The 16,904-nt window shown below is 72.4% G+C and carries 21 protein-coding genes and 1 pseudogene; 13 read left to right on the top strand and 9 right to left on the bottom strand.

Annotation, left to right across the window (positions count from 1 at the left end; genetic code table 11):
* Positions 1–69 precede the first annotated feature (69 nt).
* The gene (locus ACWEQL_RS26015) at positions 70–393 is read right to left on the bottom strand and encodes a plasmid stabilization protein (RefSeq protein ID WP_452152725.1); all 324 of its coding nucleotides are present in this window, start codon (positions 391–393) and stop codon (positions 70–72) included.
* Positions 394–695: 302 nt separating this feature from the next.
* Between ACWEQL_RS26015 and ACWEQL_RS26020 the strand changes: the two genes are divergently transcribed.
* From ACWEQL_RS26020 to ACWEQL_RS26035, 4 genes are all read left to right on the top strand, one after another.
* Entirely contained in the window at positions 696–1,256 is a 561-nt protein-coding gene (locus tag ACWEQL_RS26020; RefSeq protein ID WP_452152754.1) for a hemerythrin domain-containing protein, read from the top strand.
* A gap of 248 nt (positions 1,257–1,504) precedes the next feature.
* Complete coding sequence (locus ACWEQL_RS26025) at positions 1,505–2,023, top strand: hypothetical protein (RefSeq protein ID WP_452152726.1); 519 nt, start codon at positions 1,505–1,507, stop codon at positions 2,021–2,023.
* Between the two features lie 345 nt (positions 2,024–2,368).
* Positions 2,369–2,779: an STAS domain-containing protein gene (locus ACWEQL_RS26030; RefSeq protein ID WP_452152727.1), complete on the top strand. Its 411-nt coding sequence runs from the start codon at positions 2,369–2,371 to the stop codon at positions 2,777–2,779.
* The gene (locus tag ACWEQL_RS26035) at positions 2,776–3,015 is read left to right on the top strand and encodes a DUF6296 family protein (RefSeq protein WP_452152728.1); all 240 of its coding nucleotides are present in this window, start codon (positions 2,776–2,778) and stop codon (positions 3,013–3,015) included. Before ACWEQL_RS26030 ends, ACWEQL_RS26035 begins: the two co-directional genes overlap by 4 nt.
* 3 nt (positions 3,016–3,018) lie before the next feature.
* On the opposite strand, the gene ACWEQL_RS26040 is transcribed toward ACWEQL_RS26035, so the two are convergent.
* The 3 genes from ACWEQL_RS26040 to ACWEQL_RS26050 all read right to left on the bottom strand — a co-directional run bounded on the left by ACWEQL_RS26040 (position 3,019) and on the right by ACWEQL_RS26050 (position 5,700).
* Positions 3,019–3,705 (bottom strand): DUF6766 family protein, encoded by a 687-nt coding sequence (locus ACWEQL_RS26040; protein WP_452152729.1) that lies wholly within the window; start codon positions 3,703–3,705, stop codon positions 3,019–3,021.
* Positions 3,706–3,788: 83 nt separating this feature from the next.
* The gene (locus tag ACWEQL_RS26045; RefSeq protein WP_452152730.1) at positions 3,789–4,211 is read right to left on the bottom strand and encodes a hypothetical protein; all 423 of its coding nucleotides are present in this window, start codon (positions 4,209–4,211) and stop codon (positions 3,789–3,791) included.
* Between the two features lie 595 nt (positions 4,212–4,806).
* On the bottom strand, positions 4,807–5,700 hold the full coding sequence (locus ACWEQL_RS26050) for an SDR family oxidoreductase (protein ID WP_452152731.1): 894 nt from the start codon (positions 5,698–5,700) through the stop codon (positions 4,807–4,809).
* A 149-nt stretch (positions 5,701–5,849) separates the two neighbouring features.
* On the opposite strand from ACWEQL_RS26050, the gene ACWEQL_RS26055 reads away from it, so the two are divergent.
* From ACWEQL_RS26055 to ACWEQL_RS26075, 5 genes are all read left to right on the top strand, one after another.
* Positions 5,850–6,341 carry an NAD(P)-binding domain-containing protein gene (locus tag ACWEQL_RS26055; protein ID WP_452152732.1) on the top strand — a complete coding sequence of 164 codons (492 nt, stop codon included), beginning with the start codon at positions 5,850–5,852 and terminating at the stop codon, positions 6,339–6,341.
* Positions 6,342–6,445: 104 nt separating this feature from the next.
* Positions 6,446–6,937 (top strand): CinA family protein, encoded by a 492-nt coding sequence (locus tag ACWEQL_RS26060; RefSeq protein ID WP_452152733.1) that lies wholly within the window; start codon positions 6,446–6,448, stop codon positions 6,935–6,937.
* Positions 6,938–7,667: 730 nt separating this feature from the next.
* The gene (locus tag ACWEQL_RS26065; RefSeq protein ID WP_452152734.1) at positions 7,668–7,904 is read left to right on the top strand and encodes a DUF6296 family protein; all 237 of its coding nucleotides are present in this window, start codon (positions 7,668–7,670) and stop codon (positions 7,902–7,904) included.
* 230 nt (positions 7,905–8,134) lie between these two features.
* The gene (locus ACWEQL_RS26070) at positions 8,135–10,609 is read left to right on the top strand and encodes a molybdopterin oxidoreductase family protein (RefSeq protein ID WP_452152735.1); all 2,475 of its coding nucleotides are present in this window, start codon (positions 8,135–8,137) and stop codon (positions 10,607–10,609) included.
* Positions 10,606–11,094 (top strand): hypothetical protein, encoded by a 489-nt coding sequence (locus ACWEQL_RS26075; protein ID WP_452152736.1) that lies wholly within the window; start codon positions 10,606–10,608, stop codon positions 11,092–11,094. Before ACWEQL_RS26070 ends, ACWEQL_RS26075 begins: the two co-directional genes overlap by 4 nt.
* A gap of 296 nt (positions 11,095–11,390) precedes the next feature.
* Here the strand turns inward: ACWEQL_RS26075 and ACWEQL_RS26080 are convergent, their stop codons facing one another.
* Complete coding sequence (locus tag ACWEQL_RS26080) at positions 11,391–12,077, bottom strand: type III effector protein (RefSeq protein WP_452152737.1); 687 nt, start codon at positions 12,075–12,077, stop codon at positions 11,391–11,393.
* A gap of 113 nt (positions 12,078–12,190) precedes the next feature.
* Here ACWEQL_RS26080 and ACWEQL_RS26085 point away from each other — a divergent pair, with 113 nt between their 5' ends.
* The 3 genes from ACWEQL_RS26085 (at position 12,191) to ACWEQL_RS26095 (ending at position 13,922) form a co-directional block, all read left to right on the top strand.
* Positions 12,191–12,625, top strand: coding sequence for an Hsp20/alpha crystallin family protein (locus ACWEQL_RS26085; protein ID WP_452152738.1), 435 nt, complete (start codon positions 12,191–12,193; stop codon positions 12,623–12,625).
* Between the two features lie 435 nt (positions 12,626–13,060).
* Positions 13,061–13,465 (top strand): DUF2267 domain-containing protein, encoded by a 405-nt coding sequence (locus ACWEQL_RS26090; RefSeq protein WP_452152739.1) that lies wholly within the window; start codon positions 13,061–13,063, stop codon positions 13,463–13,465.
* Between the two features lie 58 nt (positions 13,466–13,523).
* Positions 13,524–13,922, top strand: coding sequence for a DUF2267 domain-containing protein (locus ACWEQL_RS26095; protein WP_452152740.1), 399 nt, complete (start codon positions 13,524–13,526; stop codon positions 13,920–13,922).
* Between the two features lie 213 nt (positions 13,923–14,135).
* Here the strand turns inward: ACWEQL_RS26095 and ACWEQL_RS26100 are convergent, their stop codons facing one another.
* Complete coding sequence (locus tag ACWEQL_RS26100) at positions 14,136–14,363, bottom strand: hypothetical protein (protein ID WP_452152741.1); 228 nt, start codon at positions 14,361–14,363, stop codon at positions 14,136–14,138.
* A 102-nt stretch (positions 14,364–14,465) separates the two neighbouring features.
* On the opposite strand from ACWEQL_RS26100, the gene ACWEQL_RS26105 reads away from it, so the two are divergent.
* Positions 14,466–14,819, top strand: a complete 354-nt coding sequence (locus ACWEQL_RS26105; RefSeq protein ID WP_452152742.1) for a hypothetical protein — start codon at positions 14,466–14,468, stop codon at positions 14,817–14,819.
* Positions 14,820–15,074: 255 nt separating this feature from the next.
* Here the strand turns inward: ACWEQL_RS26105 and ACWEQL_RS26110 are convergent, their stop codons facing one another.
* The 3 genes and pseudogenes from ACWEQL_RS26110 to ACWEQL_RS26120 all read right to left on the bottom strand — a co-directional run bounded on the left by ACWEQL_RS26110 (position 15,075) and on the right by ACWEQL_RS26120 (position 16,674).
* Positions 15,075–15,488: a hypothetical protein gene (locus tag ACWEQL_RS26110; protein ID WP_452152756.1), complete on the bottom strand. Its 414-nt coding sequence runs from the start codon at positions 15,486–15,488 to the stop codon at positions 15,075–15,077.
* A gap of 129 nt (positions 15,489–15,617) precedes the next feature.
* A pseudogene (locus ACWEQL_RS26115) lies at positions 15,618–15,728 on the bottom strand (DUF6296 family protein); the annotation flags it as partial.
* A gap of 424 nt (positions 15,729–16,152) precedes the next feature.
* Complete coding sequence (locus ACWEQL_RS26120) at positions 16,153–16,674, bottom strand: hypothetical protein (protein ID WP_452152743.1); 522 nt, start codon at positions 16,672–16,674, stop codon at positions 16,153–16,155.
* Positions 16,675–16,904 lie beyond the last annotated feature (230 nt).

Genomic DNA, 16,904 nt, shown 5'->3' on the forward strand with positions numbered 1-16,904 from the left:
CACGAGGACGGGTTCTGGCACAGGTTGTGACCTGTGCCAGAACCCGTCCTCGTGAACAACGCCACCAGGTCAGTGGCCGAGTGCGTTGGCGAGCTGTTTCTTGTTCATCTTGGAGCGGCCGTGGATGTTGCGCTGCTTGGCCTCGTTGTACAGCTGCTCCTTCGTGGGGCCCTGGGAGCCGCTGTGGGAGCGCTGGCCGCCGCGTCGGGAGGAGGAGGTGTCGTGGGTGGAGGAGCGGCTGGCGGTCTTCGACTCGCCGTGCCGGGCCCGTTCCTTGTTCACGGTGCGGGCCGCGATCTCCTTGGCCCGCTTCTCGCTCTCGCCGCGGTCGAGGGCGCTGTCCTTGATGTGCTCGTACTGGCGTTCCCGCTTCTTGTTCGAACCGGCAGGCATGACGGCTCCTCCTCACTCGATCCCGTGCACACGCCGGCGTCTGCCCCGCGCGCGGTTCCCGAAGCACCCGCCCGCCCACGCACCGCCACCGTCCGGCCCCGGCCATGCGCATCCCTTCCGGCAGGATCCTGCAGCGGGCCCTCGACGGACAGGGTCACCCGGTGGAACCTGGTCGCCCAGGCTGCCGCCGCCCTCCGTCCGGGTGAGGTGCGCGTCCCACGCCCGGATGACGTGCGCCGAAGCGGGGATGCCTTCGTGCCGGGCGCGGACTCACCCGCCCACGGATGAGAGGCAGGCACGTGATGGGACACGGCGGGAATGTGATCGAGGAGCTGATGGCCGACCACCGCGAGGTGGAGGAGATGTTCGGCCGCCTCCAGGCGATGACCGGCGGCGGCCGGCAGCTGCGCGACCTCGTTGACGAGGTCACCATCGAGCTGGTGCGGCACTCGGTCGCCGAGGAGCAGTACCTCTACCCGGCGGTCCGCGAGCACCTCGACGGCGGCGACCGGCTCGCCGACAAGGAGATCGAGGACCACAGCCGGGTAGAGAAGATCCTCAAGCAGCTCGAGAAGATGAGCACCGATGACCCGCAGATGAACCTGATGCTGCAGCAGCTCATGGACGAGGTCTCCGCCCACGTCCAGGACGAGGAGAGCAACCTCTTCCCCCAGCTGCGCCGGGTCTGTACCGGCGAGCAGCTGGACGATCTCGGAGACAAGATCCGCCGCGCGAAGTCGATGGCCCCCACCCGCCCGCACCCGTCCGCGCCGAGCACCCCCATGGCCAGCAAGCTCCTCGCCCCCGGCGCCGGGCTGGTCGACCGGGCCCGTGACTTCGTGACCGGCCGCGGCAAGTCCTGAACCATCCCCCGGCCTGCGGGAACGATCCGACCGGGACCGGGACGGTACGCCCGGCCCGGCCCCGGCCTGGGCGGGCGTACCGTCCCGGTCCCGGTCTGGGCGGGACGTGACGCCGGTCATGCCCCGCGCCCGCACCCGGTGCCTACACTGAGCGGCCACGAGCGGGGCAGTGCGGCTTCGCGCCGATGAGCTCGCGCATCCCCGATCGGACGGACAGGGCGAGCACCGCCTTGAAAGGGCCGACCACCGTGCCCACCGACCTGACCCCCGTCGTCGCCGCATCCGCCCACTGGCTGCTGACCGCCTACCCCGCCCCCGGCGGCGCGCTCAGCCGCGCCCTGGCCGAGGCCCAGGCCCGGCAGGCCACCACCCTGGCCGCGGCCCTGCGCTACCCGACCGCGACGGACGTGCACCTGCTGCACCTGCTCGCCCCGAGCGGATCCGACCGCCTGGACTGGCTCACCGGAGCCGACCCCGATCCCGAGGACACCGACAACGCCTGGCGCACCTGGGTGGACGAGACCGTCGTCAGCTGGGCCGCCTGCCTGCTGGCCGACCCCGCACTCGCCACCCGCGCCCGCCACGCCCTCGCCGCCACCGACCACCCCGACGAAACCGGCGACCCGCGACGCCTCACCCACCCCGGCGCCCACGACACCCAGGCCACCGTCCTGCTGCGCCACCCCGACCTGCTTGAAGACGTCGCGGCTCTGCAGCGGCCCCAGCTGGTGGAGCTGCTGGCCGTGGAGGGCGCGGCCACGCCCTGAACCTTTCGGCCTCCGGGGCTTCACCTCTCGGGCCTGGGGCCAGGCGTCCGCCGCGGTCGTGCCGCCATTGATGGGGATTCCTGAAATCGCGGATCCTCCTCACCATCGACCCGGAGCGCTGGAGGCGCAGCCCGTTCGGGTGGTGGGCGCGGTGGGTCTAGGTGGGTCTATCAGTGGGGTCGGGCCATCAGGGTGCTGAGGGGTTGCGGCGTGCGGTTCGGGCATACGCCGGGTGTTGTCGGGGCCGGTTGAGCGGTCGGCTCCGGCAACGCGGCCCTTGCTTCCCCCTCGTCGGCTGGGCACGCTGGGTGGTGGACAGCTTCCCTCACGGGAGGGAGCCCGCTCATGTCCGGCAGGCACGACAACCCGCAGGGCGACGGCGATACCGCCGCCCGGGCCTTGCGGATCACCACGGTGGCCACCGGGTCGGCGATCATCTGCCGCCTCGAAGGCGAGATCGACCTGGACCAGCGACCGAAGCTGGAGAACGCCCTCGTCCAGGCGGTCAACGGTCGTCCGGCCAGGCTCCTCGTCGATCTGGCCGGCGTCGGCTTCTGCGACTCCGCCGGCCTGAACGCCCTCCTCGTCACCCGCGCCGACGCCGAAACGGCCGGCATCCGGCTGATCCTGACCGCGCCCCCACCCCAGATCCGCCGACTGCTGGAGATCACCGGCACCAACGAACTGTTCACCGTCCGCGACAGCGTGCGTGCCGCGCTCGACGGCGACGACCCGCGGCACCGGGGGCGCACATGAACCTCGTCCCGCCCCCGCGCTACGCGGTCACCCTGCCCGGCACTCCCGGCGCTCACGCTCCGCCCGAGGTCGTCATCGTCCACGCCACCGGCGAGACCACCGCCGACGGCCAGCCGGTCTTCGAGGACGCCGACGGCACCTTCCGCGTCGAGATCACCCAGGGGGTGGCCCGGCCGCTCGCCGCTCCCCCCGGCCCCGGCCGGCACACCTGCCTGCACGCCGTCCCCCTGCCCTGACCGTCATCCCTCGATGCCGGTGGAGTGGTGGGCGGCGCCGACGGGCTTGGACTCGGGTGAGCCGCGCTGACGCAGGTACACCGACAGGATGGCCATGGAGGCGACCGCGAGGAGTTCGGACTGCCAGTTCTGCAGGGTGCGGTTCCAGAAGTCGGCCGACAGCACGTACTGTCCCCAGGTGATCGGTGCCTGCAGGTCGCGCAGCTGCTCGGCGTTGTGGGCGGACCAGCCGGTGATCGACTGCGAGACCCAGGAGCCGAGGAAGAACAGGGCCATGACCAGTCCGAGGGAGCGGGAGTACACCGCCAGGCGCACGCCCCGCGGTTCGCGGGCCCAGGCGGGGGACTCGTCGGTGGCGTGCGGTCCGATCTTCTGCTCGCGCTGCGACTCGGTGCCGGCCTTGCCCAGCTCCTTGGACTCCGGCGAGCCGCGCTGCAGCAGCCACACGGTGCCGAAGATGTAGAGGAAGAACTGCAGGTACTCCGACTGCCAGTTCTCGGTGACGTCGACGGCGAACTGGGAGCTCGTGAGGTAGCCGGCGAGGCCGAGTGGTTGGAGGCCTGCGGCGGTCAGCTGGTTGTTCAGATCGGCCTGGCCGGCCGCCGCCTGTCCGGCGAGCGTGAGCAGGAAGGCTGTGCCGAAGGCCAGGGTGAGTCCGTTGTCCCGCAGGAAGCGGCCCGGAGCGCTCACCGTTGCAGCAGCCCGATCGTGGTGAAGTACGCGAGGCCGCCGACCACGACCGTGATGCATAGGGTGAACAGGGTACGCACGGGTCAGTCCCCCTTCAGATCGCACCGGTAGGGCATGTCGGGACGGGGCTCACATCCGGCGGCGGTGATCTTCCAGGCGCCGGAGAAGACGGACAGGAACACGGTGTCGGCCTCCAGGACGGCGCGGGCCTGCTGCCCGAACACATCGATACGGCGCAGCGCCCCGCCGTTTGGGAGGCCGAGGCCGGTGACGGCCTGCTCGCAGCCGCTCTTCTGCTGGTCCTCCAGCTCGTCGCGGGTTCCCGGCGCGAGGGCGGCGCACATCGCCGCCCCGTCCCCGCGGAGGGCATCGCGTTCGAACCGGGTCACTGCCGCGGCGGCCGCGTCCTCCCGGCCGGACAGCTGCCCGCACCCCGCGGCGCCCGCCGACAGGGCCAGGGCGATCACCGCACCGCACGACACGTGCCGCCCGGACCACACACTCATGCGGGACATCGCAGCACACCCGCGACGCCGGCCCGGCCAGGCGCGGCCGAAGCCCGGGGCCGTTCGTGAAGCCGGGTACGCGGTCCTGGCGATCCGGCCGCCGCGAACCGGATCGGTGTCCTGGGTGGGGGAGTACGGTGAAGACAGGCCGGGCGGGTGCTGCTGCCCGGTGCCTGTCGGAGCCAATGCCAAGCCTGCGCCCCTCGATGGGGTGCGGGCTTCCTGGTGTCCGCGCGGCCTCACACCGCTTCCCACGACCTTTGGCGGCCATCGGGCCGGGCGTCCGGACCTGCGGGCCCGGCGATGCTCGGGGGCGGCCCTCGACAGGGGCGGCGCCAGCCGGGGGGTGACGAGCACCTCGGGTGTGGCCGGCTCTGCTCCTGTCGCGCCGCCTGGTCCCGTCGCCGACCCTTTGACCGGCCGCGGGAATGTCCTTCGTACGCCGCCCCTCGCGTCCACCACCCGCGACCGGGGCACGGCGGCCGGCCGACGGGGAGGAACGGCGAGTGGGTGCCGGGGGCGTCCGCACCTCGGGTGGGCGGGACGGCAGCGCTGCGTCAGGCCTTGGCGGCGGGGCACATCGGGGTGGCTCGGGTCAGGGGAGGGGTGTGCCGCCGGTGGCGTTGACGATCTCGGCGGTGATGTAGGAGGACTCCTGGGAGGCGAGGAAGACGTAGGCGGGGGCCATCTCGGCGGGCTGGGCGGCGCGGCGGAGGGGGGACTGTTCTCCGAAGTGGGCGACCTTCTCCTCGTCCATGGTGGCGGGGATCAGCGGGGTCCACACCGGGCCGGGGGCGACCGCGTTGACCCGGATGCCGTCGGGGGCGAGTTGCATGGCCAGGCCCTGGGTGAAGGCGACGATCGCGGCTTTGGTCATGGCGTAGTCGAGGAGGTGGGGGCTGGGTTTGTAGGCCTGGACGGAGGCGGTGTTGATGATCGAGGCGCCTGCGCGCAGGTGGGGCAGGGCGGCGCGGGTGGTCCAGAACATGCCGTACAGGTTGGTCCTCATGACCCGGTCGAACTGCTCGGTGGTGATCGCGGTGAGGCCGTCGGGCTGGGACATCTGGTAGGCGGCGTTGTTCACCAGGATGTCCAGGCGGCCGAACATGTCGGTGCAGCGGGCCACCAGTTCGGTGCAGAACCGCTGGTCGCGGAGGTCGCCGACGACGGCGAGGGCGCGCCTGCCCGCGTCGACGACGAGCCGGGTGGTCTCCTCCGCGTCGTCCGTTTCCTCGGGGAGGTGGCAGAAGGCGACGTCGGCGCCTTCGCGGGCGAAGGCGAGGGCGACGGCGCGGCCGATGCCGGAGTCGCCGCCGGTGATCAGCGCGACGCGGCCGGTCAGGCGGCCGGTGCCGCGGTAGGAGGTCTCGCCGTGGTCCGGGCGGGGGGCCATCTCGTCGCTGGTGCCGGGGTGGGGCTGGGACTGCTCGGGGAACGGCGGCTTCGGGTGCTGTTCGGCCGGGTCCTGAGGGGTGTGCTGGTCATTCATCACGGCGGACGGTGCTCCTCGGGACGGTCGGACGGCTCACGGGGGCGAGTCTGATCGCCACCGGTGCCGTCCGCCCGGCAGGCTGCGGCATGTGGGTGATCCGCCCGGCGTTCCCCTGTGTGGGCTGACCACCGGTGCGGCATCACCTCATGACCGGCATCGGCATCCTGGGCGCCGGGGTCGGCGCCAACCTCGCCGGCAGGCTCTCCGCAGCCGGACACCGTGTCACCCTCGGTGTGCGGAACCCGGACGGGACCGCGGCCCTTGCCGCCGGCATCGCCCCGCGGATCGCCTTCGCCGACCAGCGCACCACTGCCGGCACCGCGGACGTCGTGATCAACACGACGCCCGGCGACAGCTCCCTGCGCTCGTGCGAGGCAGCCGGGCGCCGGCACGGGCAGCCGCAAGCGACGTCGGCACCCCTCATCGACATTGATCACGCCTCCTACGCGCGGGGCGACTGGCGAAGTCGTCGACAAGCGACTCCATTCCCGTGCGCAGAGCCAGCCACGTGCATCACGGACAGGGGCTTGGGCAGACGCATGGGTTCAGGAAGGACATGTGATGAGCATGGTGCAGGAATTCGTCGATGTGGACGTTCCGCTGAACACGGCTCGGCGGTGCGCGTTGTCGAGACCTGACCCGCCGGACGGCACCGATGCCCTACGATGACCGGCCGCCCGGACACATCCGGGCCTCCGGTTCAGGCGACCGGGACGTGCGGCCGGGCCTGGACCGAACCGGCGTGCTGGTCCGACAGATCACCACCGCCCTGACGGCCTCCGGCCACACCGTTGCCGCGGCCGAGTCCCTCACCGGCGGCCGTCTCGCCACCGCTCTGGCGGACGCGCCCGGCGCGGGGGCCACGTTCCTCGGCGGCGTCGTCGCCTACACCACCGATGCCAAGGCCGCCCTGCTGCACGTCGAGACCGCCCTCCTCGCAGACACGGGGGCCGTCGATCCGGACGTCGCCGCTCAGATGGCCCAGGGCATCCGTACCGCCACTGGTGCCACCTACGGCCTCGCCACGACCGGCGTCGCCGGCCCCGCGCCCCAGGACGGCCAGCAGGTCGGTACGGTCTACATCGCCGTCGCCACCCCGCACACCACCGTCACCGCCCGGCCCGCACCGCCGTCCGACAGCCGCGAGGACATCCAGAACGGGACCGTTCTCGCCGCCCTCCAGCTCCTTCACGACCTGCTGCGACCCACCGGTATGACAACCGGCCCAGGATAGTGCGCCCCTCGCCGGAACCTGCGGACACCATGAGACGCGGAGCCGTGGACGACCCGCCCGATAGCGAGCGACCCCCGCCGCCCGGCCTGCCGCATGAGTTTCGGGTGGCAAGCCGAGGGGAGGACGGAAGCGGGACGGTCACTGCTGCGGAAAAGAAGCCGCCCATGTCCGTTTCCGGCCCCTGATCCGGAGCACGGCCGACCGGACCGGGCGCCGCTGAGGTCACCGGTCGCGAGGTCACGATGACCGCGGTGGTGTGCCGCGTCGACGGATAGGCAGGCCAGGGCACCCGGTATCTGCTCGACGTGGCCCTGGCCAGGGCCATCGTGTCCATCCCCGTGATGGTGATCGTGGATCTCGCACCGCTGACCTTGTGCGACTCGGCGTGCCTTTCTCGACGCCCACCATGCCGCCAGAGCGGCAGGCGTATGGCTTGTCCTCTGCGGCGCTGGCCCCGGTGCTGTGGCTGCTGAACGCCACCGGAACCGACGAGGTCTTCACCCTCCGCCCCCACCTGCGCGCCACCCGGACACCCCCACGCGGAGGGGTGTGCGACGCCGTTGCTGGGCGGTCGCTGGGTCCTTGACCTTGCACAACCCGGGCCCCGCCGGCCGGGGCCGCGGAGGCTGGGCCGGTGCGCATGGTGTCACTTCGCCTGCCATGCGTGGCCTTGCGTGGTGTCACCGTGGCGCGGGTAGCCGCACGGTGCGGGGGAGCGAGGAGGTCGGCCGTGAGGAACCTCAACCGCCGCTACGCGGTGACCCTGCCGGGGCCGGTCGCGGGACACGGCCCGCCGACGGTCGTCGTGGTCCATGTCACCGATGCCGTCGGTCCCGGGGGAAACCGGGTCTGGGAGAGCGCCGATGGCGGGCTCCGGGTGGAGATCAGCGGCGAGGTGGCCATGGTGGTGGCCGCACCCGGCAGAACGATCACCCACCGGTGCCTGCAGGCCGCACGACTGCCGTGACGATGCCATCGTGCCCGCGGTTGGGCCTGCCCGTCGCCGGTCTGCCGGCGGATCAGCGCCGGCGCCCCGTCGCGGCCGCCGCCCATGCTTGATCAGGCCGTCCGGGACCGGCGCCGTCCGGATCATGAACCGTCTCGGAATGCCCGTACGGGCGTCGGGGTACGCGCCCCGTCGGCCAGGGCTCGTCGGACAGGCCGCGGGCCACGGATCGCGGAGCGCGGAGGGCGTCGATGCAGCACCAGGTGGACCGGATCGCACAGCCCTGGGGCGACCGCACCCCCTACGGGCCCGGCGGGCCGTGGCCGGTGCGCGTCGACTCCTACCTCCGGCCCGGAATGTCGGCCGACCGGGTGGAGCGGTGGGTGGCGACGGCGTCGCTGCTGCACTCCAACGGCGACGCGATGGACATCGCCGTCGCGAACGGCCGGATGGTCGGGGTGCGCGGCCGGGCCGGCGACCGGGTCAACAGGGGCCGGCTGGGGCCCAAGGACCTGTTCGCCTGGCAGGCCAACCACGCACCCGACCGGCTCACCGAGCCGCTCATCCGCGACGGCGACCGGCTGACGGCATGTGACTGGGACACCGCGATGGACCGCGTCGTCACCGAGTCGAAGCGCCTGCTGCGCGAGCACGGCCCCGGGGCGATCGGCCTCTACACCAGCGGACAGCTGTTCCTGGAGGACTGCTACACCCTGGCGGTGATCGCCCGCGCTGGCATCGGCACCAACCACCTGGACGGCAACACCCGCCTGTGCACCGCGACGGCCGCCGAAGCGCTGAAGGAGACCTTCGGCTGCGACGGCCAGCCCGCCTCCTACACCGACATCGACCACTGCGACACCCTCGCCCTGTTCGGCCACAACATGGCCGAGACCCAGCCCGTGCTGTGGATGCGCGTCCTCGACCGCCTCGAAGGCCCCAGCCCGCCACGGCTGGTGTGCGTCGACCCCCGCCCCACCCCCGCCGCCCGCCGCGCCACCGTCCACCTGGCTCCCCGGGCCGGCACCAACCTGGCGCTGCTGAACGCGCTGCTCCACGAGATCACCCGCACCGGCCGCATCGACCGCGACTTCATCGACGCCCACACGGTCGGTTTCGACGAACTCCGCTCGAGCGTCCGGCACTGCACGCCCGCCTGGGCCGCCGGGATCTGCGACGTGCCCGCCCGGACGATCGAACACGCCGCGGAGGTCCTGGGCGGCGCCGGACGCCTGCTGTCGACGGTGCTCCAGGGCGTCTACCAGTCCCACCAGGCCACCGCCGCCGCCTGCCAGGTCAACAACCTCCAGCTGATCCGCGGCATGCTCGGCCGTCCCGGCTGCGGCGTCCTGCAGATGAACGGCCAGCCCACCGCGCAGAACACCCGTGAGTGCGGGGCCGACGGCGACCTGCCGGGCTTCCGGAACTGGGAGAACGAGCGGCACGTCGCCGACCTGGCGAAGATCTGGAACGTCGAACCCGCGCGGATCCCGCACTACGCCCCGCCGACCCCGGCGATGCAGATCTTCCGCTACGCCGAGCAGGGCTCGATCTGGATGCTGTGGATCTCCGGCACCAACCCCGCTGTCTCCCTCCCGGAGCTGCCCCGGATCCGTTCGATCCTCACACAGGAGCGACTGTTCACCGTCGTCCAGGACCTCTTCCTCACCGAGACCGCCCAGCTGGCCGACGTCGTCCTGCCCGCGGCGACCTGGGGCGAGAAGACCGGGACGTTCACCAACGCCGACCGCACCGTCCACCTCTCGGAGAAGGCCGTCGACCCGCCCGGCGACGCCCGCCCCGACCTGGACATCCTGCTGGACTACGCCCGCCGGATGGACCTGCGCGACAAGGACGACCGGCCGCTGATCGGCTGGCACGACCCGCCATCGGCGTTCGAGGCATGGAAGGAGTGCAGCCGCGGCCGGCCCTGCGACTACACCGGCCTGTCGTACGAACGGCTGCGCGCCGGTAACAGCGGCATCCAGTGGCCCTGCACCGACCGGCAACCGGAAGGAACGGAGCGGCTCTACACCGACGGCATCACCTGGGCGGCACCCGACGACTGCGAGACGTACGGCAAGGACCTGGCCACCGGCGCGGCCGTGTCCGAGACCGAGTACCGGGCCTTCAACCCGGACGGCAAGGCCGTGCTGAAGGCCGCCGAATACACGCCGCCGCACGAGGACACCGACGACGAGTACCCCCTGCAGCTGAACACCGGCCGCACCCTCTACCACTTCCACACCCGTACCAAGACCGGCCGCACCCCGCAGCTGAACGCGGCCGCCCCCGAGGTGTGGGCGGAACTGTCCGCCGACGAGGCCCTGCGGCACGGCCTGGCCGAGGGAGACCTGATCGAGGTCACCAGCCCGCGCGGATCGGTGCGCGCACGGCTGCGGATCACCGCGATCCGCGACGGCATGGTGTTCGTCCCCTTCCACTACGGCTACTGGGACACACCGGCCGGCCACCGGCCCGGCGGTGCCGGCGGCCGGGCCGCGAACGAGACCACCGTCACCGACTGGGACCCCGTCTCCAAACAGCCGCTGTTCAAGACCGCGGCAGCCCGCGTCACCCTCGTCGAACGCGGGGACGGAACCGCCGCCCCGGCCCCGACCACTACCGCCTCCGCCCCGCTCCGACCCCGGTCCGCCCCACCGACCACCGGAGGACCACCGGCCACCGCCACCCAGACCGCCGGCGCACCGCAGGAGCACCCATGAGCGGCATCACGATCACCCTGCGGGCCCTGCACGACGGCGAACGCCGGCTGGAGCACGACCTGCTCACCGCCGCGCAGCGCCACCGGGACGACCACGAGATCCACCACGTCACCACCGACCTCGCCCGCTGGTCCCACGAACACGCCCAGCGCCTCGCCCACGCCGCCCGGCAGCACGGCCTCCACCTGCCCGGCCCCGACGACCCGGCTCCCGCACCGTCGGCGGCCCTACGGGCCGGGGCCGCCCAGGCCCCCGGCCGCCCCCTCGGGACGGCGCTGATCCTCCTCCACGACCTGTGCGACCTTCACCTCGCCGCCGCCGAGAACTCCCTGAACTGGGAGATGCTCGCCCAAGCCGCGCGGGCCACCCGCGACAGCCGACTCCTCGACCTCGCGCACGCCTGCACACCCCGGACCCTGCGCCAGATGCAGTGGACCAACACCATGATCAGAACGCTGTCACCACAAACACTCAGCAGCGGGTGAGCCCGACACGCACGCGTTCGAGGCCCCCCGGCACGACAGAAGACCCCCAAGCCCGAGGACACCCCCCTGGACCGGGCCCCCGGCCCCGAGCACGAGTGGCCGCCCGAGCGCCGTCGCGGCGATGGGCGGGCTCGGCCCGGACTCGGTCCATCCGGAGGAGGCGCCGGTGTTCTCCGGTACGGCGCACGCTGGCGCAGCATCGTCCCGATGCCGGCTACGACGCACTGACCTGAGACGCCCTCTGACAATGTCGCCCCGAGGAGGTCCTGCCGGCGTCTTCGGGGGCGGGGACAGGGTCAGGCGCGGCGCTGGTCGCTGTCATCGCGGAGCTGGGTGGTGTGGTGGGTGAGGGCGTCGAGTCGGGTGGCGAGGTCGCCGTGGCCGGTGCCGAGGTGGGGGCGCAGGGCGGCGAGGGGCGCTATCAGGTCGGCGGGGTCGGTGGCGCCGAGGGCGACGGTCAGGGCGGCCTGGGCGGGGCGGGCGTCGGGGGTGAGTGCGGCCGTGGTGATCTGGGCGGCGAGGACCCGCAGCTCGGCGGCGTTGTCGCGGGCCCAGGCGGTAACCGATCGGTCGGCGGCGCGGCGGTCGCGGACGGCTTTGACGCGTTCGGCGCCGGTACCGGCCTGCCGTGTGCTGCCGGTGGCGGGCTTGAGGCGCAGGTAGCGGTTCTCGGCGGCCTGGCGGCTGGCGACGCCCATGGGGCGGGCGAGGTCGGCCCAGGTGGCGCCGGCCTCCCGCGCGGTCTCCACCAGGCCGGCTTCCCAGCCGGCGAGCTCGGTGCGCAGCTCGCGCAGCAGGACGAGTGCGGCCAGGGCCTGCTCGGGACCTTCCTGCGCATCGGGGGCGATCGAGGGCTGGGACGCGGGGTTGTGGGCGGTGCGGACGGCGTCGTCGATGGCGGCCAGCGCCGCCGCGGCCGCCAGGAACGAGGCGGGCTCGACCGGGGGACCGCCGGGGGCGGCTCTGCGGGGCTTCTCACTCATGCAGTCACTCTATAGGTGACACTCCGACTTGTCATCGGATGGATGACGCGCTAGAAAGGAGTCAGGTGAAGCGCACTGGCTCCTACAGCCCAACCACCTGGAGGTGTTTCGCGATGCTGCTGCGCACTGACCCGTTCCGCGAGCTGGACCGCCTGACCCAGCAGTTCCTGGGTAACACGGGGACCTGGTCGCGTCCGGCGCCGATGCCGCTGGACGCCTACCGGGCGGGCGACGAGTACGTGATCTGCTTCGACCTGCCGGGTGTGGACCCGGAGGCGATCGACATCGACGTCGAGCGGAACATGGTGACCGTCAAGGCCGAGCGCCGTCCGCGCCAGGAGGGCGAGGGCGTGAAGTGGGAGCTGTCCGAGCGCCCGCTCGGCGTGTTCTCCCGCCAGGTCATGCTCTCCGACACCCTCGACCCCGCCGGGATCACCGCCGACTACGACGCCGGCGTGCTGACCCTGAAGATCCCGGTCGCTGAGAGGGCCAAGCCCCGCAAGGTCGCGATCAGCCACAGCTCAGGCCGCAAGCAGATCCAGGCCTGACCCGCTCCCCGATGCCGTTCCGGCCGCCCCTTGATCTCTCCCCCCTCGATCAAATGGGGCGGCCGGAACACCCTCGACCGCCGGCCGACCTCGCCCGGACCGGCCGCGGCGACGGGAAACGCCATGAACGGCCAGGGCAACCAACCCTTCATCCTGCGGGCGGACGGCGAGATCGACCCCGAGACCGTCAGGCCGCCGTGCTCGAGTCGCACCCGGAGGTGGGGCCTGATCTGTCGGAGGTGACCTTCATGGACTGCGCGGGCCTGGGTGCCCTGGTCCGGCCCGCAACCAGGCCGACGCCCGCCCGGTCCTTCGCGGGGCGCTGTGCGGTGCGGCTGGACACGTTCACCGGTCTGCACCGGCGCCTTGCCGTCGAGCCCCGGGCGAGCGCCGTGGGCGTTCGGGCCGGTTCCTTGGGACGGAGGGAGAACCGCGGTGACTCTTCGATGGGAAACGTTCCTGGAAGAGGTCCGGGAACGCGGTGAGTACGACACCCCGCAGGAGGCCGAGCGGGCCGCCCGGGTGGTCCTGGCCCTGCTGGGTGCCCATCTGGTCGGCGACGTGCGCGCAGAACTGGCCGCCCGCCTGCCGGAGACCATGTCCCTGGTCCTGCTCAACCCGCTGCAGGCCGCCGAGCCCCTCACCGCCGAGCGGTTCGTGCACGCGACCGCGGCCTGGATCGAGGGCGCCACCGAGGCCACGGCCCTGTGGGACATCGGCGCCGTCCTGTCCACGGTGGCCGACGCCGCCGGCGACGACCTCATGGACCAGGTCCTGCTCCAGCTGCCGCCCGGCTACGACCTGCTCTTCGGTCGCCCCACCACAGGGATGCGACCCTGACCACCCCTCACGCGCCGCTGGCTCGCCAGCGGCCAGCCCCCGGAAGGCCCTCACGGTCATGACCCGCTACCACCACCTCCTCCGGCAGGTCCGCAACCTCGGCCGCTACCCCACCGACGAGGAAGCCGAACGCGTCCTCGACGCCGTCCTGACCGTCCTCGGCTCCCAGCTCACCGGCGAGGAGCGCTGCGACCTCGCCGCAGCCCTGCCCGACCGGGCCCGCGCCGTGTTCACCGCCCAGATCCCCCTGCCCCAGCCCGTTGCCGCCCCGGCCTTCGTCGAAGCCATCGCCCGCACCCTGGGCACCAGCCTCACCGCCGCCCGCTGGGACACCTCCTCCGTCCTGACCGCCCTCACCACCCTCACCGACGACCACCTCACCGACCGCCTCCTCACCCACCTGCCCCGCGGCTACGCCCTGCTGTTCGGCCGCGCCGACCTGACCGTCGCCGCCTGAGCTGCCTCAGGAAGATCACGCAGCGGGTGGGATCTCCCGCACCCAGGTGGCATGCTCGTGCCCGAAAGGTTGCAGGTCAAAGCCCTGGCCACCTGTTGACCGGCGGGTCTGGCATTCGCCACGGCGGCCCACCAGCACCCCCGGGCCGCCGAAAGCAGCGCCACGGCTCGGCACTGCCCGGCCTCCCGGCCGGGCCGTGCTCCGCGGCCAGGGTCAGGCTGTCGGCTCCTGTGCGGTGTCCGGGCGGGCGGCCTGCTCGAGCTTCACGGTGGCCGTGTGCCGGTTCTCGACGCCCGCCCAGTACGGGTGGGAGGGCGGCTCGGCGCCGACCGCTGCGAACGCGGCCCCGCTTCCCCTCGCTCGGATCAGCGGCTCGGCGGCGTACCGGCGCTGCTGGAGTTCGAGCAGGTCAGCGGGGAAATCGGTATCGGACCCGAGCACATCGTAGATCGCACACCCGCACCGGCAGCGGCACGGACACCCTTCCTCCGGACGGCGGCTGCGCAGGGGCACGCGTCTGCGCCCGCTTCTAGCGTCAGTTGCATGACGACGCAGAACACGACGGTGGTGGGGGTGCGGTCGGCGCAGGAGGTGTTCGCCGCCCTGGACGGGCTTGACGCGCGGTGTCGGCCGTCCACCGACTATGAGCAGGGGCTGCTCGAGGCGTACCGGTGGGCGGTCGGCATGCGGACCGCCGCACCGGTGACTGCCGTGGCCACGGTCGGCCCGTCGGGGCCCTGCCGGGCGCAGTTGCTCGCGGAGTGCCAGGCCGCGGCCGTGGCGATCCAGGTGGAAGCGGACCGCACGGAAGTGGAGCAGGCAGCGAGTGCGGAGCGGATGCTGGGCGTCCATGCGGCGCTGGCCTGGCTGTGCGGCCACCACGACGACCGGCCCTGACGGCGCCGCCGGGCGTGGGAGAGAGGGGGTGATCCAGCTGCCCGGTTCGCCGGTCGGAGCCGTTCGTTGAGATCGCCCGTACCGTGACCTACCGGTGCGGGCGGCCCTGTGCACGCGGCAAGCCGTTCTGTGCAGCCGCAGCGCCGGATCGCCGGCTGCCGGGCCCGGGTAGCGGGCTCTTGCCGTGCTGCCCGTCGTTGAGGCCTGAGGAATCTGCCGGCCGACAGCCCCCTGTGAAGGCTGTCGGCCGGCTGGTCAGGTGGTGCGGCTGCTGCGGGTGAGCATGGTGGCGAGGAGGCGGACGGCGGCTTCGGCGTCGGCGAGTTCACCGCCGGTGGGCAGGACGGCTCCGAAGGTGCGGTTGTCGGGTGCGTCGAGGGCGCGCCAATGGAGGACCGGTGCGAGGTGGCTGCTGGCGTCGGCGAGGAACCAGGCGAGGTGGCCGTGGGTGCGGGCGACGGTCAGGGCGAGGGCTGCGAGGGCTTCGCGCAGCGCGGCGAGCCGCTCGATCCTCGGCAGGTGGGCATCGGCGGGGCCGACGGCGGTGTTGAGCGCTGAGGCGGTCTGGCGGGCCAGGGCCGCGTCGGTCGCGGTGAGCTGCCAGGTTCCGTCGGTGAGCTGGAGTTCGGCCTCGTGGACGACCTGCTCGACCGCCTTGACCATGCTCATGGCTGGAAGCTTATCGGTGCGGCTGGGCGCACCGTGTGAGGGGGCGTCAGGGGATGGGCTGGGCGTGCAGACAGGTATGTCGGCCTGGTCCGGCCGGTTCTGCGAGCGGCCGGCGACCTCCCCGATGATCTCCACCCGGAAAGTGCCGGCCGTGTCCGCGTACACCGGTGTCCCGTCGGCGGTCACCGTACCGGTGGCGTGGACGGAGACTATCTCCGGTGGCCCGTGCCGGCCGGGCACGCCCTGGCAGGGTCAACGCAGAACGCGAAGGGGCGTCGTCCATGACCGTCTCCTCACCTGAGCGTCGGCCGGCGCCGGCAGAAAGGGCGGCGCGGACACTGGCGTGGATGGGGAAGACCTCGTCGGCTCCGGTGGCCGGCCAGATCGATGATGAGCCCGGCAGGGCGGTCTGCGAGCGCCTGTGCGAGGACGTCATCGAGCCTGCCCCGGTCGTCCTGGTCGACCTCGCCGCCGAGGTGGACGATCGCTGCCGTCCCGAGAACCCTCGTGATGGTGATCCGCACGTGTGGTGTGAGGGTCCACATGTTGTCCGGCCGGGCCTGTCCGGGGAGCCTCGGCATGGAACTCGCCGCCCTGTCAGACGGGCCTTTAGAGTCCGGGCCACCGACATCGTGCGTCCGGCCCGGTCCTGGCCTCAATCGGCTCAGGCCCGGACCGCCGTGATGGTCTGAGGCCTGTAACCCGTCTGCCGGACGATGGTGATTTCCCGGCTCCGGGAGTTGTAGCTGACCTGCATGTCATCGGGCTTGGTGCCGTACAGCCAGGTGAAGTGCGCAGAGGCGTCGCCCGCGACAGTCGGCGGCACGCTGGACGCGGAGGCGTCCTTGTCGTTCGCGGTGAGCTGCAGCGACTGGCCGGCCAGCCTCCAGGTGCCGGACGAGGTGTGCTTCTCCGGGCTGCCATCGTTGTCGTCGAGCTGGCAGGTCCAGGACCCGCTTTCGGTGACGGTGAGAATCCCGCTCTTGAAGTTGGCGGTGGGCGAGGACACTTTCCAGGTGCCGGCCGCGAACTTGCCAAGCGCCACTCCGGCGACCCCGGAGCTGCCTTCGCCGTTGCCGCTGCAGGCGGAGACCACCGCGCCGATCACCGAGACGCCGAGAATCCGCAGCGCCGTACGGCGAGGCACGAAGGAGGTGGCGGTACGCCAGTTATCCAGTGATTTCACTGAGTTGACCCCTCGTTATGGCTCAGAACCGGGCTGTGCGCAGCCCGTCTGGCGGGATGCTCCTGTCCGCCTGCCGCCCGTCCCGGCGAACGCCGTCTTCCGGTTCCATCGACACGGCGGCCCGAGAGTATCGGATGCCGACTGGTCGGGGGGCGGGTTCCCGAAGAACGGAGCGGCCGCAAACACCCGCAGACCGCCAAGCCCTGCCGGCGGACCTACGAGGGCACCCC

Source organism: Kitasatospora sp. NPDC004240, from assembly GCF_053603215.1.